The organism is Streptomyces sp. NPDC001514, from assembly GCF_053597075.1.
In genome coordinates, this window is sequence record NZ_JBSFHO010000001.1 from 562,059 (window position 1) to 576,697 (window position 14,639).

General features: G+C 71.5%; 12 protein-coding genes and 1 pseudogene. 10 read left to right on the forward strand and 3 right to left on the reverse strand.

Translation table 11 applies throughout. The features are described 5' to 3' along the window. Window positions 1–118: 118 nt before the first annotated feature. Window positions 119–2,242, forward strand: a complete 2,124-nt coding sequence (locus ACWCXB_RS02455) for a putative bifunctional diguanylate cyclase/phosphodiesterase (RefSeq protein WP_450718114.1) — start codon at window positions 119–121, stop codon at window positions 2,240–2,242. Window positions 2,243–2,271: 29 nt separating this feature from the next. Next, on the forward strand, window positions 2,272–2,454 hold the full coding sequence (locus tag ACWCXB_RS02460) for a hypothetical protein (RefSeq protein ID WP_450718116.1): 183 nt from the start codon (window positions 2,272–2,274) through the stop codon (window positions 2,452–2,454). Here ACWCXB_RS02460 and ACWCXB_RS02465 read toward each other — a convergent pair. Beyond that, a pseudogene (locus ACWCXB_RS02465) lies at window positions 2,385–2,585 on the reverse strand (hypothetical protein); the annotation flags it as partial. The gene ACWCXB_RS02460 and the pseudogene ACWCXB_RS02465 overlap by 70 nt on opposite strands. A 45-nt stretch (window positions 2,586–2,630) precedes the next feature. Continuing rightward, entirely contained in the window at window positions 2,631–3,713 is a 1,083-nt protein-coding gene (locus ACWCXB_RS02470) for an endonuclease/exonuclease/phosphatase family protein (protein WP_450718118.1), read from the reverse strand. Window positions 3,714–4,043: 330 nt separating this feature from the next. On the opposite strand from ACWCXB_RS02470, the gene gatC reads away from it, so the two are divergent. The 4 genes from gatC to gatB are packed head-to-tail and all read left to right on the forward strand — an operon-like array spanning window position 4,044 to window position 7,613. Then, a complete protein-coding gene (gene gatC, locus ACWCXB_RS02475; protein WP_355363428.1) occupies window positions 4,044–4,340 on the forward strand; it encodes an Asp-tRNA(Asn)/Glu-tRNA(Gln) amidotransferase subunit GatC in 297 nt (98 codons plus the stop codon). Between the two features lie 6 nt (window positions 4,341–4,346). Beyond that, on the forward strand, window positions 4,347–5,846 hold the full coding sequence (gene gatA / locus ACWCXB_RS02480) for an Asp-tRNA(Asn)/Glu-tRNA(Gln) amidotransferase subunit GatA (RefSeq protein WP_450718120.1): 1,500 nt from the start codon (window positions 4,347–4,349) through the stop codon (window positions 5,844–5,846). Next, complete coding sequence (locus tag ACWCXB_RS02485) at window positions 5,843–6,082, forward strand: hypothetical protein (RefSeq protein WP_450718122.1); 240 nt, start codon at window positions 5,843–5,845, stop codon at window positions 6,080–6,082. The genes gatA and ACWCXB_RS02485 overlap by 4 nt, the downstream gene beginning before the upstream one ends. A gap of 16 nt (window positions 6,083–6,098) precedes the next feature. After that, window positions 6,099–7,613, forward strand: a complete 1,515-nt coding sequence (gene gatB / locus ACWCXB_RS02490) for an Asp-tRNA(Asn)/Glu-tRNA(Gln) amidotransferase subunit GatB (RefSeq protein WP_450718124.1) — start codon at window positions 6,099–6,101, stop codon at window positions 7,611–7,613. 275 nt (window positions 7,614–7,888) lie between these two features. On the opposite strand, the gene ACWCXB_RS02495 is transcribed toward gatB, so the two are convergent. After that, entirely contained in the window at window positions 7,889–8,797 is a 909-nt protein-coding gene (locus tag ACWCXB_RS02495; protein WP_450718126.1) for a hypothetical protein, read from the reverse strand. Window positions 8,798–8,990: 193 nt separating this feature from the next. On the opposite strand from ACWCXB_RS02495, the gene ACWCXB_RS02500 reads away from it, so the two are divergent. From ACWCXB_RS02500 to ACWCXB_RS02515, 4 genes are all read left to right on the forward strand, one after another. Beyond that, the gene (locus ACWCXB_RS02500) at window positions 8,991–11,084 is read left to right on the forward strand and encodes a phosphocholine-specific phospholipase C (protein ID WP_450718128.1); all 2,094 of its coding nucleotides are present in this window, start codon (window positions 8,991–8,993) and stop codon (window positions 11,082–11,084) included. Window positions 11,085–11,271: 187 nt separating this feature from the next. Next, entirely contained in the window at window positions 11,272–13,575 is a 2,304-nt protein-coding gene (locus tag ACWCXB_RS02505) for an MMPL family transporter (RefSeq protein ID WP_450718130.1), read from the forward strand. A 56-nt stretch (window positions 13,576–13,631) separates the two neighbouring features. Further along, window positions 13,632–14,198 carry a GNAT family N-acetyltransferase gene (locus tag ACWCXB_RS02510; protein ID WP_450718132.1) on the forward strand — a complete coding sequence of 189 codons (567 nt, stop codon included), beginning with the start codon at window positions 13,632–13,634 and terminating at the stop codon, window positions 14,196–14,198. Between the two features lie 179 nt (window positions 14,199–14,377). Beyond that, entirely contained in the window at window positions 14,378–14,548 is a 171-nt protein-coding gene (locus ACWCXB_RS02515) for a hypothetical protein (protein WP_450718134.1), read from the forward strand. Window positions 14,549–14,639: the final 91 nt, after the last annotated feature.

Genomic DNA, 14,639 nt, shown 5'->3' on the forward strand with positions numbered 1-14,639 from the left:
GCCTACTGTTGAGGTGTGCGCCTGTCGTGCATGGCTGCGTGGTGAGCTTCCGGCCGTGGTGGCATGACAAGGGGGCCATCGCGTGGCATCGGCACCGCCGGCTGTGAGAGGGACGGGAATGAAACCGACCGAAAGCGCCGCCCCGGTCTCACGGCCGCGTCGTTTCACGGGGTTTGCGGGCATCACCGCCGGCATGCCCTTCGTGATCGTGGGGCTCGCAGCCGTCGTCCTGACGACGGGTCTGATCAGCGCCCTGCGGGACGGGCACGCGATCTTCCCCGGCGGCGCCGAGGGCTGGTCCCTCGCCCTGCTCACCGGCATCATCGTCGGCCATCTGGTCGCGCTCGGCCGCGACCGCTGGTGGGGCGGCACCGGCTCCGGTGCCGCCCTCACCCTCGCCGTACTGCTGCTGTTCGGCTGGGTGCCCGCGGGGCTCGTCAGCCTGGCCGTCGTGGTGCTGGTCGGCACCGCCCGCCGGCACCGCTGGCGCCAGGGGGTGCTGCACGGAGCCGCGGACATCCTGGGCATAGCCGCCGCGGCGCTGGTCCTGATGGCGTTCGGGGAGTCACCGACCGTCGAGCAGCCCTGGCAGCCCCTGACGTGGGGCGTGGACGCGGTCCCCGAGGTGGTGCTCGCGGCGGCGGCGTACCTCGCCGTCACCCGGATGCTGCTCTGGTACGCGCTGGCACCGCAGGGCGGCGGGCTGCCCACCGTCGCCCGTACAGCCCTGCTGCGGCAAGGCCTTGTCGCGGTCGCCCTGCTCGGTATCGCCCCGCTGATCTGTGTGGTCGCGACCGCCCTGCCGATCCTGCTGCCGCTCTTCGCCGTGCCGCTGATCGCCCTCGACTCGACCCTCTGGATCGCCCGCGCACGGGCCGAGGAGCAGCTGCGCGACCCGCTCACGGGCCTGCCGAACCGTCAGTGGCTGCTGGAGCGCACCTGGGCGGCGCTGGAGGAGGCCGAGGGCGTCGGCGCCCGGTCCGCGCTCGTGCTGATCGACCTCGACCGTTTCCGTTCGGTCAATGACACCCTCGGCCATCTGGCCGGCGACCGGCTGCTGCTCCAGATAGCCGATCGGCTACGGCTCGCCCTGCCGCGCGGGGCGGAGGCCGCACGGCTCGGCGGCGACGAGTTCGCCGTGCTCCTCCCGACGGCCGACTCCACCACCAGCGCGCAGCGTGTCGCCCGGCATCTGGTGGGCCAGCTCTCCTCGCCGCTCGACCTCGACGGGCTCACACTGGTTCTCGAGGCGAGCGCCGGCCTCGCCGTGTTCCCGGACCACGCCCTGGACGCCGAAGGTCTGCTGAGACGCGCGGATGTGGCGATGTACCAGGCGAAGCGGGACCGTACGGGTGTCGAGGTGTACGAATCCAAGCGGGATTCGAACACGCCGGACCGGCTCGGGCTGCTCGGCGATCTGCGCCGGGCGCTGGACGCGGGCGACGTGGAGCTGCACTACCAGCCCAAGGTCGGCTTCGACGGCCATGTGGCGGGCCTGGAGGCGCTGGTGCGCTGGGTGCACCCGGACCGCGGCCGGGTCCCGCCCGACGAGTTCATCGCCATCGCCGAGTCCTCGGGGCTGATGCCCCATCTGACGGAATACGTGCTGGAGACCGCGCTCGGCCAGGTCGCCAAGTGGCGGGCCCAGGGCCTTTTCGTGCCGGTCGCCGTCAACGTGTCGCCGCGTGACGTCCACACCGCGGGTTTCGCGGGCGCGGTCGCGGCACGGCTGGCGCGCCACGGCGTCCCGGCGGGGGCGCTCCAGCTGGAGATAACGGAACATGTGCTGCTCGAGGACCCGCAGCGCGCCGCGGACACCCTGGCCGGGCTCACGGGCCACGGGGTGAAGATGTCGCTGGACGATTTCGGCACGGGGTACTCGTCGCTGGTCCATCTGCGCCGGCTCCCCGTGAGCGAGCTGAAGATCGACCGCTCGTTCGTGGCCCGTCTCGCGGTCGATGCGGAGGACGCCGAGATCGTCCGCTGCACCGTCGACCTCGCCCACTCGCTCGGCCTCCTCGTCGTCGCGGAGGGCGTCGAGGACGATGAGACCTGGGAGCGGCTGCGCGACCTGGGCTGCGACGCCGTCCAGGGCTGGCTGGTCGCCGCCGCCATGCCACCGCAGGAGACCACGGCCTGGCTCCGCGCCCGTGGCGAGCACGGCTGGCGCCGCCCTGTGGGAGAGCTCCCGGCCGCCACGCCGACGGACGCGGACAGCCCGTCGGGGCACGTCGTGAACTAGGGCGCCCGGTTCGGACCGCCGCGCGCACCGTGCCCGCCACCGAGGGCGCCGACGCGACCGCCTCGCTGCCCTGGCGGGCGACCGGGCCCGAGAAGCGGCGTACAGAACCGTCCGGGCCCATCACCGTGAAGTCGTACCGCCCGTCGGTCTCGGATGTGTCCCAGGTGTACGTCTTCGACGCGCCTGGAGCGACCGTGAACGGGTGCCCGTGAACTGCTTGACCGCATTCGGCAGCCGCGGGGTCCGGAGGCGGCCGAGGCGTCCGCCCAGGGAAGGCCGTCGGCGGCAGCAGCGACGTCGTGGCGGACGCGCCGACGAACGCGCGGCGGCTCAGCTGCGCCATGGCGTGGGAGTCCTCCGGTTCGGCGTGGGACGGAGGCTGTGCGGCTCAGCGGAGGGAGAAGGTGACGGCGGGCGCGGCGTGGTCGGACGGCCAGCCGTTGCCGGCGGCGTCCGGGACCGGCCGCGGCCGGCCGGTGCAGAGCGTGTATGCGCCCTCGACCAGCAGCGGCCCGGCGTACTGGACCTGGTCGATCCGGTCCTGCGGCTCGTCCGGGCGCACGGGCGACCAGGTGAAGCCCGGCTCGCGCGCCGCCTGCGGGTGCTCCTCGCGGAAGGCGTCGGTCAGCCCGGCCCTGGCGAGGGCGACGGTCACCGGCCAGCGGACCCCGCCCCTGCCCCTGCGGTCCAGGTGCGACGGCGAGGCGAGGCCGGCCGCGAGGACCACCGGCGTCGTGCCGGCCGCGAGGTCGGACTTCATCGCGGCGAGCAGCGCGCCTGCCTGCCGGTACCGGACACTGCTCAGCTCGGTCGCCTCGACCTCGGCGGGGCTCAGTCCTGCCTTGCGGGCGTACGGCCCGTACGCGCCCTCGTCGAGCTGGGCCGCCCACAGCCGTACGGTCCGGTCATCCGGCAGCCGGAGGGTCGCCGCCAGCGCCGGCAGGTCCGTGAGCGGAGCCGACGTCCTGTCGAGGGGAAAGCGGCTGATCAGCCCCACCCCGGCCGGAGTGTCGTACGCGTACCACCCCAGCGCCTCGGCGAGCGGCCCGGCGGCGGTGCCCCCGGTCTCCTGGAGTGCCACGGCGTCGAGCCGCTGCCCGAGGACGAGCCGCAGCAGCTTCTCGTGGGCGTCGTCGACGTTCCGGCCCGCGTCCCACAGGTTCAGCGAGGCGACCGTCAGCCGGGCCCGCCCGGCGGCGGCCCGGACCGGGACCTGCACGGTCACGTTGTCGGTCCCGCCCGCGCTGCCCTTCACGGCGACGGTGATCCGCGCCGGGTGCGCGCCCGGACCGGCGGGCGCGGTGCCGCCGACCTTGCCGTGGGACGACACGCCCAGCCAGGAGTCGTCGGAGTGGAGCGCGTCCGTGGTCCAGCGGAAGGTCAGCCGGTCGCCCTCGTGTTGCCGGCTGGTGGGTGAGAGCAGCGAGAGTGTGCTGCTGCCTTCGGCAGCGGCGGTTCCGAGTGGGGACACCTGACTCCGGTCCTCTCCGCCCCGGGGTGGCCCCGGCGCCAGAAGTTGTGTGGACAACTTGAGCCAGTGAGACAGGTGACGGCGCCCTGGACATGAACGGGACATGACCGGTCTCGGGAGAGCGGCAGAACGCGGGCGCCGCGCCGGTCAGGCACCGTTCCGGGCCGGTCCCGCGCCGGTCCCGCGCCGGTCCCGCGCCGGTCAGGCACCGGACGGGCGGCGGCCGGGAAGGGCCCGCGCCGGTGCGTGGGGGAAAGCGTTTCGCGGGCAGCGGGGCCTGGCCCATAGGATTGGGCCAAAACCATCACACTCACCCCTGAGGATCGCTGCATGCCTGGCATCACGCGCGAGGAGGTCGCCCACCTCGCCCGGCTGGCGCGTCTGGAGCTGAAGGGCGAAGAGCTCGACCACTTCGCCGGACAGCTCGACGACATCATCGGCGCGGTCGCCCGCGTCTCCGAGGTCGCCGACCAAGACGTACCCCCGACCTCCCACCCGCTGCCGCTGACCAATGTCATGCGCCCGGACGAAGTCCGTCCGTCGCTCACCCCCGAGCAGGCGCTCTCCGGCGCCCCGGCACAGGAGCAGCAGCGTTTCAAGGTGCCGCAGATCCTGGGGGAGGACTAAACAGTCATGACGGAGAGCACCATCATCAAGCTCACCGCGGCCGAGATCGCCGCGAAGATCGCCTCCGGCGAGCTCACGGCCGTCGAGGTCGCCGAGGCGCACCTCGCCCGGATCGAGGCGGTGGACGAGAAGGTCAACGCCTTCCTGTACATCGACCGTGAGGGCGCCCTGGCCCAGGCCCGTGCCGTGGACGCCAAGCGCGCCGCGGGCGAGAAGCTCGGCCCGCTGGCCGGTGTGCCGCTCGCGCTGAAGGACATCTTCACCACCGAGGGCATCCCGACCACCGTCGGCTCCAAGATCCTCGAAGGCTGGATCCCGCCGTACGACGCGACCCTCACCAAGAGGCTGAAGGCCGCCGACGTCGTCATCCTCGGCAAGACCAACATGGACGAGTTCGCCATGGGGTCCTCGACCGAGAACAGCGCGTACGGCCCGACCGGCAACCCCTGGGACCTGACCCGTGTCCCCGGCGGCTCCGGCGGTGGCTCGTCCGCCGCCCTCGCCTCGTACCAGGCCCCGCTCGCCATCGGCACGGACACCGGCGGCTCCATCCGCCAGCCCGCCGCCGTCACCGGCACCGTCGGCGTCAAGCCGACCTACGGCGGCGTCTCCCGCTTCGGCATGGTGGCGTTCTCCTCGTCCCTCGACCAGGGCGGGCCCTGCGCCCGTACGGTCCTGGACGCGGCCCTGCTCCACGAGGTCATCGCCGGGCACGACCCGCTGGACTCGACCTCCATCGACGCGCCGGTCCCGCCGGTCGTCGAGGCTGCGCGGAGCGGCTCCGTCGCCGGGATGCGCGTCGGCGTGGTCAAGCAGTTCCGCGGCGAGGGCTACCAGGCCGGTGTGGTGCAGCGCTTCGACGAGTCCGTTGCACTGCTGAAGGAGCTGGGCGCCGAGATCGTCGAGCTGGACTGCCCGTCCTTCGACCTCGCGCTCTCGGCGTACTACCTGATCGCGCCGTCCGAGTGCTCCTCGAACCTCGCGCGCTTCGACGCCATGCGCTACGGCCTGCGCGTCGGCGACGACGGTACGAAGTCCGCCGAGGACGTCACCGCCCTCACCCGTGAGGCCGGGTTCGGCGACGAGGTCAAGCGCCGCATCATGCTCGGCACGTACGCCCTGTCGTCCGGCTACTACGACGCTTACTACGGCAGTGCCCAGAAGGTCCGCACGCTCATCAAGCAGGACTTCGAGAAGGCCTTCGAGCAGGTCGACGTGATCGTCTCCCCGACGACCCCGACCACCGCCTTCCCGATCGGCGAGCGCGCCGACGACCCGATGGCGATGTACCTCGCCGACCTGTGCACCATCCCGACCAACCTGGCCGGCAACGCGGCGATGTCGCTGCCCTGCGGCCTGGCCCCGGAGGACAACCTCCCGGTCGGTCTGCAGATCATCGCCCCCGCCATGAAGGACGACCGCCTCTACAAGGTGGGTGCCGCCGTCGAGGCCGCCTTCGTGGAAAAGTGGGGGCATCCGCTGCTGGAGGAGGCACCGTCACTGTGAGCACGCTGCAGAAGGCCAAGGGCTTCAAGAAGTCCAAGACCGGTACGTACCTGTCCATCGGCACCACCGCCTTCGGTGCGATCAGCGTCGTCAAGCAGGCCAAGAAGGCCCGCATGGAGCACGACACGCTCCGGCTGATCGACGCCGCCGTGTCCGCCGCCGCCATCGTGACCGGCATCGCGCTGCTCTACCGCGAGTTGAAGCGGCTGGGCGACGACGACGTCCTGCTCGGCTGAGAGGGAAAGTTTCACCGTGACTGTCACCACCGACCTGGTGTCGTACGAGGACGCCCTCGCGTCGTACGACCCCGTCATGGGTCTCGAGGTCCATGTCGAACTCGGCACCAGGACCAAGATGTTCTGCGGGTGCTCGACCGAGCTGGGCGCCGCGCCCAACTCGCAGACCTGCCCCACCTGCCTCGGCCTGCCCGGCTCGCTGCCGGTGATGAACGCCGTCGGCGTCGAGTCGGCCATCAAGATCGGTCTCGCGCTCCACTGCGAGATCGCCGAATGGTGCCGCTTCGCCCGGAAGAACTACTTCTATCCGGACATGCCGAAGAACTTCCAGACCTCGCAGTACGACGAGCCGATCGCCTACAACGGCTATCTGGACGTCCAGCTGGAGGACGGCGAGGTCTTCCGTGTGGAGATCGAGCGCGCCCACATGGAGGAGGACACCGGCAAGTCGACGCACGTCGGCGGCGCCACCGGCCGAATCCACGGTGCCCAGCACTCGCTGCTGGACTACAACCGCGCCGGCATCCCGCTCATCGAGATCGTCACCAAGCCGATCGTCGGCGCCGGTGAGCGTGCCCCCGAGGTCGCCAAGGCGTACGTCGCCGAGCTGCGCGAGCTCATCCGGGCCCTCGGTGTCTCCGAGGCCCGTATGGAGATGGGCCAGATGCGCTGCGACGTGAACCTGTCGCTGCGGCCGAACGGCACCGAGAAGTTCGGCACCCGCTCCGAGACGAAGAACGTCAACTCGCTGCGGTCGGTCGAGCGCGCGGTCCGCTTCGAGGTCATGCGCCACGCGGCGGTGCTCTCGTCGGGCGGCACGATCGTCCAGGAGACCCGCCACTTCCACGAGGAGGACGGCTCGACGACCTCCGGCCGGGTGAAGGAGGAGGCCGAGGACTACCGGTACTTCCCGGAGCCCGACCTCGTCCCGGTGGCCCCGTCCCGCCAGTGGGTCGCGGAGCTGAAGGCCCAGCTGCCCGAGCTGCCGCGCGTGCGCCGCAACCGCCTCCGCGAGGAGTGGGGGATCTCGGCGCACGACATGCAGGCGATCCTCAACGCGGCCGCGGTCGACCTGATCGTCGCCACGGTCGACGCGGGCGCCGACCCCGTGTCCGCGCGCAAGTGGTGGATGGGCGAGCTGGCCCGTAACGCCAACGAGTCGGGCGTCTCGCTCGACGCGCTGGCCATCACCCCGGAGCAGGTCGCCCGGGTGTCCGCCCTGGTCGCCGACGGCTCGCTCAACGACAAGCTGGCCCGTCAGGTCATCGAGGGTGTCCTCGCGGGCGAGGGCGACCCCGACACCGTCGTGGAGAAGCGCGGCCTGAAGGTCGTCTCGGACGAGGGCGCGCTCGGTGCGGCCGTCGACGAGGCGATCGCCGGCAACGCCGCCATCGCGGACAAGATCCGCGGCGGCAAGGTCGCGGCGGCCGGCGCGCTGGTCGGCGCGGTCATGAAGGCCACCCGCGGCCAGGCCGACGCGGCCCGCGTCAAGGAGCTGATCCTGGAGAAGCTCGGCGTGACCGAGGGCTGATCCGCAGCCGTACCCGTACCCGTACAGCGGTACGCGGCTGTACGGGCGTTGGGGCGGGGCACCGAGAGGTGTCCCGCCCCTCGGCTTTCCGGGTCCCCGACCCCGGGGCCCGGGTCCCGGCTCAGGACCTGGCGGCCTCGGTCGGCCGACCGTAGAGAACACGGTCGGTCAGCACACCGGCTGCGAGCGCGACACCGTACGGCCGGCCGATCGCGGGGAGCAGCGGCATCACCAGGCTCATCAGCCAGAAGCCCACCCCGCTCGGGCGATGGGTGTCAGTACGTCCGTATCCCCAGGCCCGGGAGCCACAGCTCGCCCCGGTCGTTGACCCCGACGTCCCGCGTCACCAGCTCGTCCGGCGAGACCGCACCCCGTGCCCGCAGCTCGGCGACGGTCAGCCGCGCGGCCGCGCCCGCCGAGCGCTCGTCCGCCTCCAGGAACGCCGACTGCCACCAGCCGCGGTCGCTCGTCTGCCAGCCGCGCTCCCGCATGAGCCGCTCGCGCTCCTGCCCCTGATCCGCGTCCCGGTCGTCGACGGCCACTCCCAGTCCTTCGTCCGGGCTGTACGAAACGACCAGATGGCGCCCCCAGTCCCGGCCGGACAGGATCGTGAATCCCGCCCAGTCGCCCGGCACCTGCACCGGGAGCTGCTCGACCCAGGCCGCGAGCATCAGTTCCAGGGCGGACTCCAGATGCTCCCAGCACCCCGCGAGCCGGGCAGCTGGGCGGGCCACCGGGCGCTCACCCGGCCCGCCCCGGTACAACTGCCAGCAGTACGGCAGGAGATCGAAGTCGTGCGGCTCGGCCGCCGACCAGGCGCCGCCCCATTCGAAGCTCCGGTACTCCTCGGCCTCGAGCGCCTCCGGCCGGTGGACCGAGAGCCGGGCGCCGAGCCGGTCCCCGGACAGCAGCACCAGCCGGCGGTCGTCGCGCCAGCGGATGCTGGGCCCCTGCACCGATCCCCCGTAGAGCGTCGGCTCGCCGATCCGGGCCACGATCGCGTCGTACACCTCGCGGAAGGCCTCGCGCCGCTCCACCGGCGGCGCCCCCGTCTCGTACGCCACGACCGCGACCGGTGGGCGGTCGAAGTGCCCCTCCGGGGCATCGTGCAGCTGCTCCGCGAGCCCGGCCGCTTCCGCGGGCGTCCTGACGGTGATGGTCTTCGATGCCCCCGTATTGGTCATGTGTCCATGCTGCCAGGTGACGCTGACAACGCTGCCATTTCCGGATCTTTGCACCCCTCGATCAGTGGCGCGATCTCGACTGGACTCCCCGGAGGTCCTCTTGGACGTTCATTCGGCTGTCGTCCATGGGTCTTTCCTCCGCCATCTGCTCTCACTAGCTTCCGGGCGGTAACGCGCGACTCAGGAGGATCACTTGGCCACGGACATCTCACGGCGACGGCTGTTCGCACTCGGCGGGGGCGCCCTCGGTGCCGCGGCGGCCGGGTCCCTGCTGCCGCCCTCCCTGCAGGCCGCGCTCGCCGCGGAGCCGCTGTCCGGCGGTCTGCGCGCGATCAAGCACGTGGTGATCCTGATGCAGGAGAACCGCTCCTTCGACCACTACTTCGGCACCCTGCGCGGTGTTCGTGGCTTCAGCGACCGCAACGCCGTCGAACTGCCCTCGGGCAAGGCGGTCTTCGAGCAGCCCGGCCCACTGCGCACCGTCCTGCCCTTCCCGGTGCGCGACGCCGCCGAGGCGCAGCAGAAGGACCTGCAGTACATAGGGGACCTCGACCACTCCTGGAGCGGCGGCGCCAAGGCCTGGCGCGACGGCTGGATGGACGGCTGGGTCTCGGCCAAGACCGCCGCGACCATGGCGTACTACGACCGCCGTGACATCCCGCTGCACTACGAGCTCGCGGACACGTTCACCATCTGCGACGCGTACCACTCCTCGATCCACACGTCGACGAGCCCCAACCGCAACCACCTGTGGAGCGGCTGGACCGGCTTCGAGGCCGACGGCAGCCGCGCCGTGACCAACGCCGCGTACGCCGAGGGCAGCCACCCCGGGTACGCATGGCCGACGTACGCCGAGCGCCTGGAGAAGGCCGGGCGCACCTGGAAGACGTACCAGGAGTGGGAGAACTTCACCGACAACAACATCGAGTTCTTCACCACCTTCAAGAAGATCGCGCGGAAGGCCCTCGCCAAGGCCGGCGACTTCACCTTCATGGAGGCCTTCTACGCGAAGGTCCGCGACACCTCCGACACCGCCGAGCGGGCCCGGCTGCTCGCGGCACTGGAGGAGGGCGTCGCCACGCTCACCGAGCAGGAGCGCTCGCTCTTCGAGCGCGGGCTGCGCCGCGGTGAGACCGGATCGCTCGCCGAGCAGTTCCGCGCGGACGTGGCGGCGGGCACGCTGCCCGAGGTGTCGTACCTGGTGCCGTCCGCGATCGACTCGGAGCACCCCGGCTCGTCCTCGCCGATCGCCTCCGCCACCCTCGTCTACAAGGTGCTGGACGCCCTCGGCTCGCACCCCGACGTCTGGCGGCACACCGTCGTACTGATCAACTACGACGAGAACGACGGCTTCTTCGACCACGTGCCGCCGCCGGTGCCGCCCGCCGACAACACGGAGGAGCGGTGGCAGGGCAAGCCCACCGGCCTCGGCATCCGCGTGCCGCTGCTCGTCGTCTCGCCGTGGACCGTCGGCGGCTACGTCTGCTCCGAGGTCTTCGACCACAGCTCGGTGATCCGCTTCCTGGAGAAGTGGACCGGAGTCGAGGAGCCCAACATCACCGCCTGGCGGCGTACCGTCACCGGCGATCTCACCTCGGCCTTCGACTTCCGGCGCGGCCGGCCGCTGCCCGACGTGGAGCAGCCCGGCGCGATCCCGGCGTTCACGGGCCGCTGGCGGCCGCAGCCGCCGCTGGTGCAGCACATGCCCGTGCAGGAGCCCGGCAGCCGGCCCGCGCGCCCGCTGCCGTACCAGCCGGACGCCTCGGCGCGGCTCGGCGACGGCAGGGTGACGGTCGCGCTCAGCAACACGGGGCGTGCGAGCGCGCACTTCGCGCTCTACCCGTACGCCGGTGAGTTCCCCGTACCGCAGCACAAGGACGTCAGGGGCACCGCACAGTGGAGCGTGCCGGCCGGGGAGGCGTACCGCTTCACCATCACCGGGCCGAACGGCTTCCGCCGTGAGTTCTCAGGCCGCGCCGCCGGCGCGGGCGCCGAGGTCACCTCGCGCATCGACCACCACGACCGCGATCTGCACCTCACGCTCCGGAACAAAGGCGACCGGGCCGTCACCTTCACTGTTCGCCCGCTCGGCTACGTCGACGACGAGGATCTGCGGGACTGGACCCGCGAGCTCACCGTGAAGCCCGGCCGCAGCCGCACCGTCGTCCACTCGGCGGCCGACGCACACGGCTGGTACGACATCGAGGTCACCGCGGACGGCGACACCGGCTTCCGCCGGCGCCTGATGGGCCACATCGAGAACGGACGCCCGAGCGTCTCCGGCTGACGCCCCGGGGTGCGCGGGAGCGGGATGTGAGCCCCCTGCTTCCGCGCGCCCCTGTGAGTATCGCCACGAACCGGGCAAAGGAACGCTAACGATCATTATCGCCTGACAGAGTGATTCCCTGCAGGTCATGTGTTCTTTGCGGGCAGTTCCCAGTAAAGACCCACGAACCATCAGGGGAGCTCGTCCGTTGGCAGCCATTGCCCGGTGGTGCATCAGGCACCGCCTTGTCGCCGTCCTGCTCTGGCTGCTCACCCTCGGTGGCGTCTCGGCCGCGGCGTCCTTCGCGGGCGCCGCGTACTCCAACGACTACGAGGTCCCCGGCACCGAATCGGGCCGGGCTGTCGCGCTCCTCGAGGACGCCTTCCACGGGCAGGGCGGCGCGAGCGACACCATCGTCTGGCACACGCCGCAGGGCACGGTCCGCGCCGCCGCCGTCAAGCAGCGCATGTCCCGCGCGCTCGACGAGATCGCCGGACTGGACGGGGTCGCCTCGGTCACGGGTCCGTACGAGGCCGATGCCGGGGCTGCAAAGAAAGCCAAGAAGGCGGGCAGCAACGGCAAAGCGGGTAAAGCGGATAAGAGTGGTCATCAGCGTGCCGCTCGCTCGTCCGACGCCGAGCAGATCAGCGAGGACGGGCGCACCGCCTACGCCACCGTCACGTTCGACAAGCAGGCCGACGACATCCCCGTGAAGCAGGCTCAGGCCGTCGTCGACACGGCCAAGGCCGCCGAGAACGACGGGCTCCAGGTCGAGCTCGGCGGCAGCGTCACCGCCCTGACGGAAGCGCCCTCCGCGCACATGGCCGAGATCGTCGGCGTGGCCGTCGCCGCCGTCGTCCTCTTCCTCGCCTTCGGATCGCTCGCCGCCAGCCTGCTGCCCATCGCCACCGCACTGGTCAGCGTCGGCACCGCGTACGCGGGCATCGTGCTGCTCGGCCACGCCATGGACGTCGCCGACTTCGCGCCGATGCTGGGTCTGCTGATCGGCCTCGGCGTCGGCATCGACTACGCCCTGTTCATCGTGACCCGGCACCGTAAGGGCCTCAGACGCGGACTGCCCGTCGCCGAGGCCGCCGAGAACGCCGTGGCGACCACCGGGCGAGCGGTCGTCTTCGCCGGAGCGACCGTCTGCATCGCACTCCTCGGCATGCTGGTCCTGCGCCTCTCCTTCCTCAACGGAGTGGCGATCGCCGCCTGTCTGACGGTCCTCCTCACCGTCGCCGCCTCCGTGACCCTGCTGCCCTCGCTGCTGTCCTTCATCGGGATGCGTGCACTGAGCCGCCCCGAGCGCCGCCGGCTCGCCAGACGCGGCCCCCGGCCCGAGCTCCCGACCGGCTTCGCAGCCCGCTGGTCCGTTTTCGTCGAGCGCCACCCGAAGCGGCTGGGCGCGCTCGCCGCCGTGGTGATGCTGGTGCTCGCGCTGCCGACGTTCTCGCTCCATCTCGGCACCTCCGACCAGGGCAACAACCCCGCGTCCAGCACCACCCGCAAGGCGTACGACCTGATCGCCGAGGGCTTCGGGCCCGGCGTCAACGGCCCGCTCACCCTCGTCGCCGAGCTCGACGGCGCAGACGACCGGCTGGCGCTGGAGGGGCTTCCCACCCTGCTCCGGGGCACCTCGGGCATCGCGTCCGTCGGGCCCGTCACCTACAACGGCAGCGCCGACACGGCCTTCCTCACCGTCGTACCGAAGACGTCGCCGCAGTCGCAGGAGACCAGCGAACTCGTCGACCGGCTCCGCACCGACGTCCTGCCCGCGGCCGAGAGCGGCACCTCCCTGGACGTCCATGTCGGCGGAGTGACGGCGAGCTACGACGACTTCGCCGGGATCATCGTCGGCAAGCTGCCGCTGTTCGTCGGCGTCGTGATCGCGCTCGGCTGTCTGCTGCTGCTCCTGGCCTTCCGTTCCCTCGGCATCCCGCTCAAGGCCGCCCTGATGAACGTGGCCGCCGTCGCCTCCGCCTTCGGCGTCGTCGTCGCCGTCTTCCAGTGGGGCTGGGGGAGCGAACTGCTCGGCCTGGGCAACGCCGGGCCGATCGAGCCCTTCCTGCCCGTGATCATGGTCTCGGTCCTCTTCGGGCTCTCCATGGACTACCAGGTCTTCCTCGTCAGCCGGATGTACGAGGAGTGGCTGGAGACCAAGGACAACCGGCGGGCCGTCCGGGTCGGCCTCGCCGAGACCAGCCGCGTGATCAACTCCGCGGCCGTCATCATGATCTCCGTCTTCCTCGCCTTCGTCCTCAGCGGCGACCGGGTCATCTCGATGTTCGGCATCGGGCTCGCCGCGGCCGTGACCCTGGACGCCTTCGTCCTTCGCACGCTCCTGGTGCCCGCGCTGATGCACCTGCTGGGCGGCGCCAACTGGTGGCTGCCCCGCTGGCTGGACCGGCGGCTGCCGCGGATCAGCATCGAAACTCCCGAGAACCGCACGCGTACCCATGCGAAGATCCCCGCAATGCGTGTGAACGAGGACAGTCCGCTCGCGCGGTAGCCGACACCACCGGGTCCCGCACCACCGTGAGTCCGACACCACTGTGAAGGAGAGGCATGTTTTCCATACCCCTCGGAGAAGGCGCTGAGCTGCAGCCCATCGGCCCTTGGCAGACCGAGGAGTTCCTGGCCCATGTCGAGCGGGCACGCGAGTACGCCGGACCCTGGGTGCCCTTCACGGTGACGGTCACCGACACCGAAACCGCCCGCTCCTTCCTCCAGAGCTACGCCGACAAGCAGGCCGCCGACACCGGCCGGCTCTGTGTGATCCGGCTCGACGGCACCATCGTCGGCGGTGTGCTCTTCCGGATCTTCGACACGAAGACCGAGTCCTGCGAGGTCGGCGTCTGGCTGGAGCCGTCCGCGGCCGGCCGTGGGCTGGTCAGCCGGGCCGTCGAGCACCTCATCGACTGGGCCGTGGACGAGCGCGGCATGCACCGCGTCGAATGGCTCGCCTCCTCCGCCAACCACCGCTCCATCGGCGTCGCCAAGCGGCTCGGCTTCACCCTCGACGGAGTCCTGCGCGAGAGCTTCCCCTGGCAGGGCATCCGCCACGACATGGAGGTCTGGTCCGTCCTCGCCCCCGAATGGCGCGAACGGCGCGCTGCGAAGGACCGTTCCTAAGGTTCGACGGGGGTGCCTTAGGACGGACCGTTGCACCGGCCCCCGCCGTCTAAGGCCCCCGGGCCGCGAAGATGCGGCACTCTCCCGATGTGGTCGCACCCCCTGGGAGACGAGAGTTGAGGCATCGCAGAACGCGAGGCTCGTACGAGCCGCCGACACCTCGTCACCAGGAGAACCGCATGTTCCACTACGAGATCCACAAGCTGAACCAGGCCGAGCTGATCCGCCGGGCCGACGAAGAGCGGCGGGCCCGCCAGGTGCGCCGGGCCCGCCGGTCCGCCCGCCGGTCCGCCCAGAACGACCCCGAGGGGCAGGTGAGTACGCGGAGCCGGTTCGAGCGGGCCGCCTGAGGCCCGTGCCATGACGGCCACCCCGACGACCGTCGTGCCGACGACCGGTGCCGTCACCACCCCGATAACAGGTGCCGCCGGTCCGGACGGT

Coding starts and splice junctions, on each gene's coding strand:
- gatC (WP_355363428.1), top strand. CDS start 4,044: ATGCCTGGCATCACGCGCGAGGAGGTCGCCCACCTCGCCCGGCTGGCG.
- ACWCXB_RS02515 (WP_450718134.1), top strand. CDS start 14,378: ATGTTCCACTACGAGATCCACAAGCTGAACCAGGCCGAGCTGATCCGC.
- ACWCXB_RS02495 (WP_450718126.1), bottom strand. CDS start 8,797: ATGACCAATACGGGGGCATCGAAGACCATCACCGTCAGGACGCCCGCG.
- ACWCXB_RS02510 (WP_450718132.1), top strand. CDS start 13,632: ATGTTTTCCATACCCCTCGGAGAAGGCGCTGAGCTGCAGCCCATCGGC.
- gatA (WP_450718120.1), top strand. CDS start 4,347: ATGACGGAGAGCACCATCATCAAGCTCACCGCGGCCGAGATCGCCGCG.
- ACWCXB_RS02455 (WP_450718114.1), top strand. CDS start 119: ATGAAACCGACCGAAAGCGCCGCCCCGGTCTCACGGCCGCGTCGTTTC.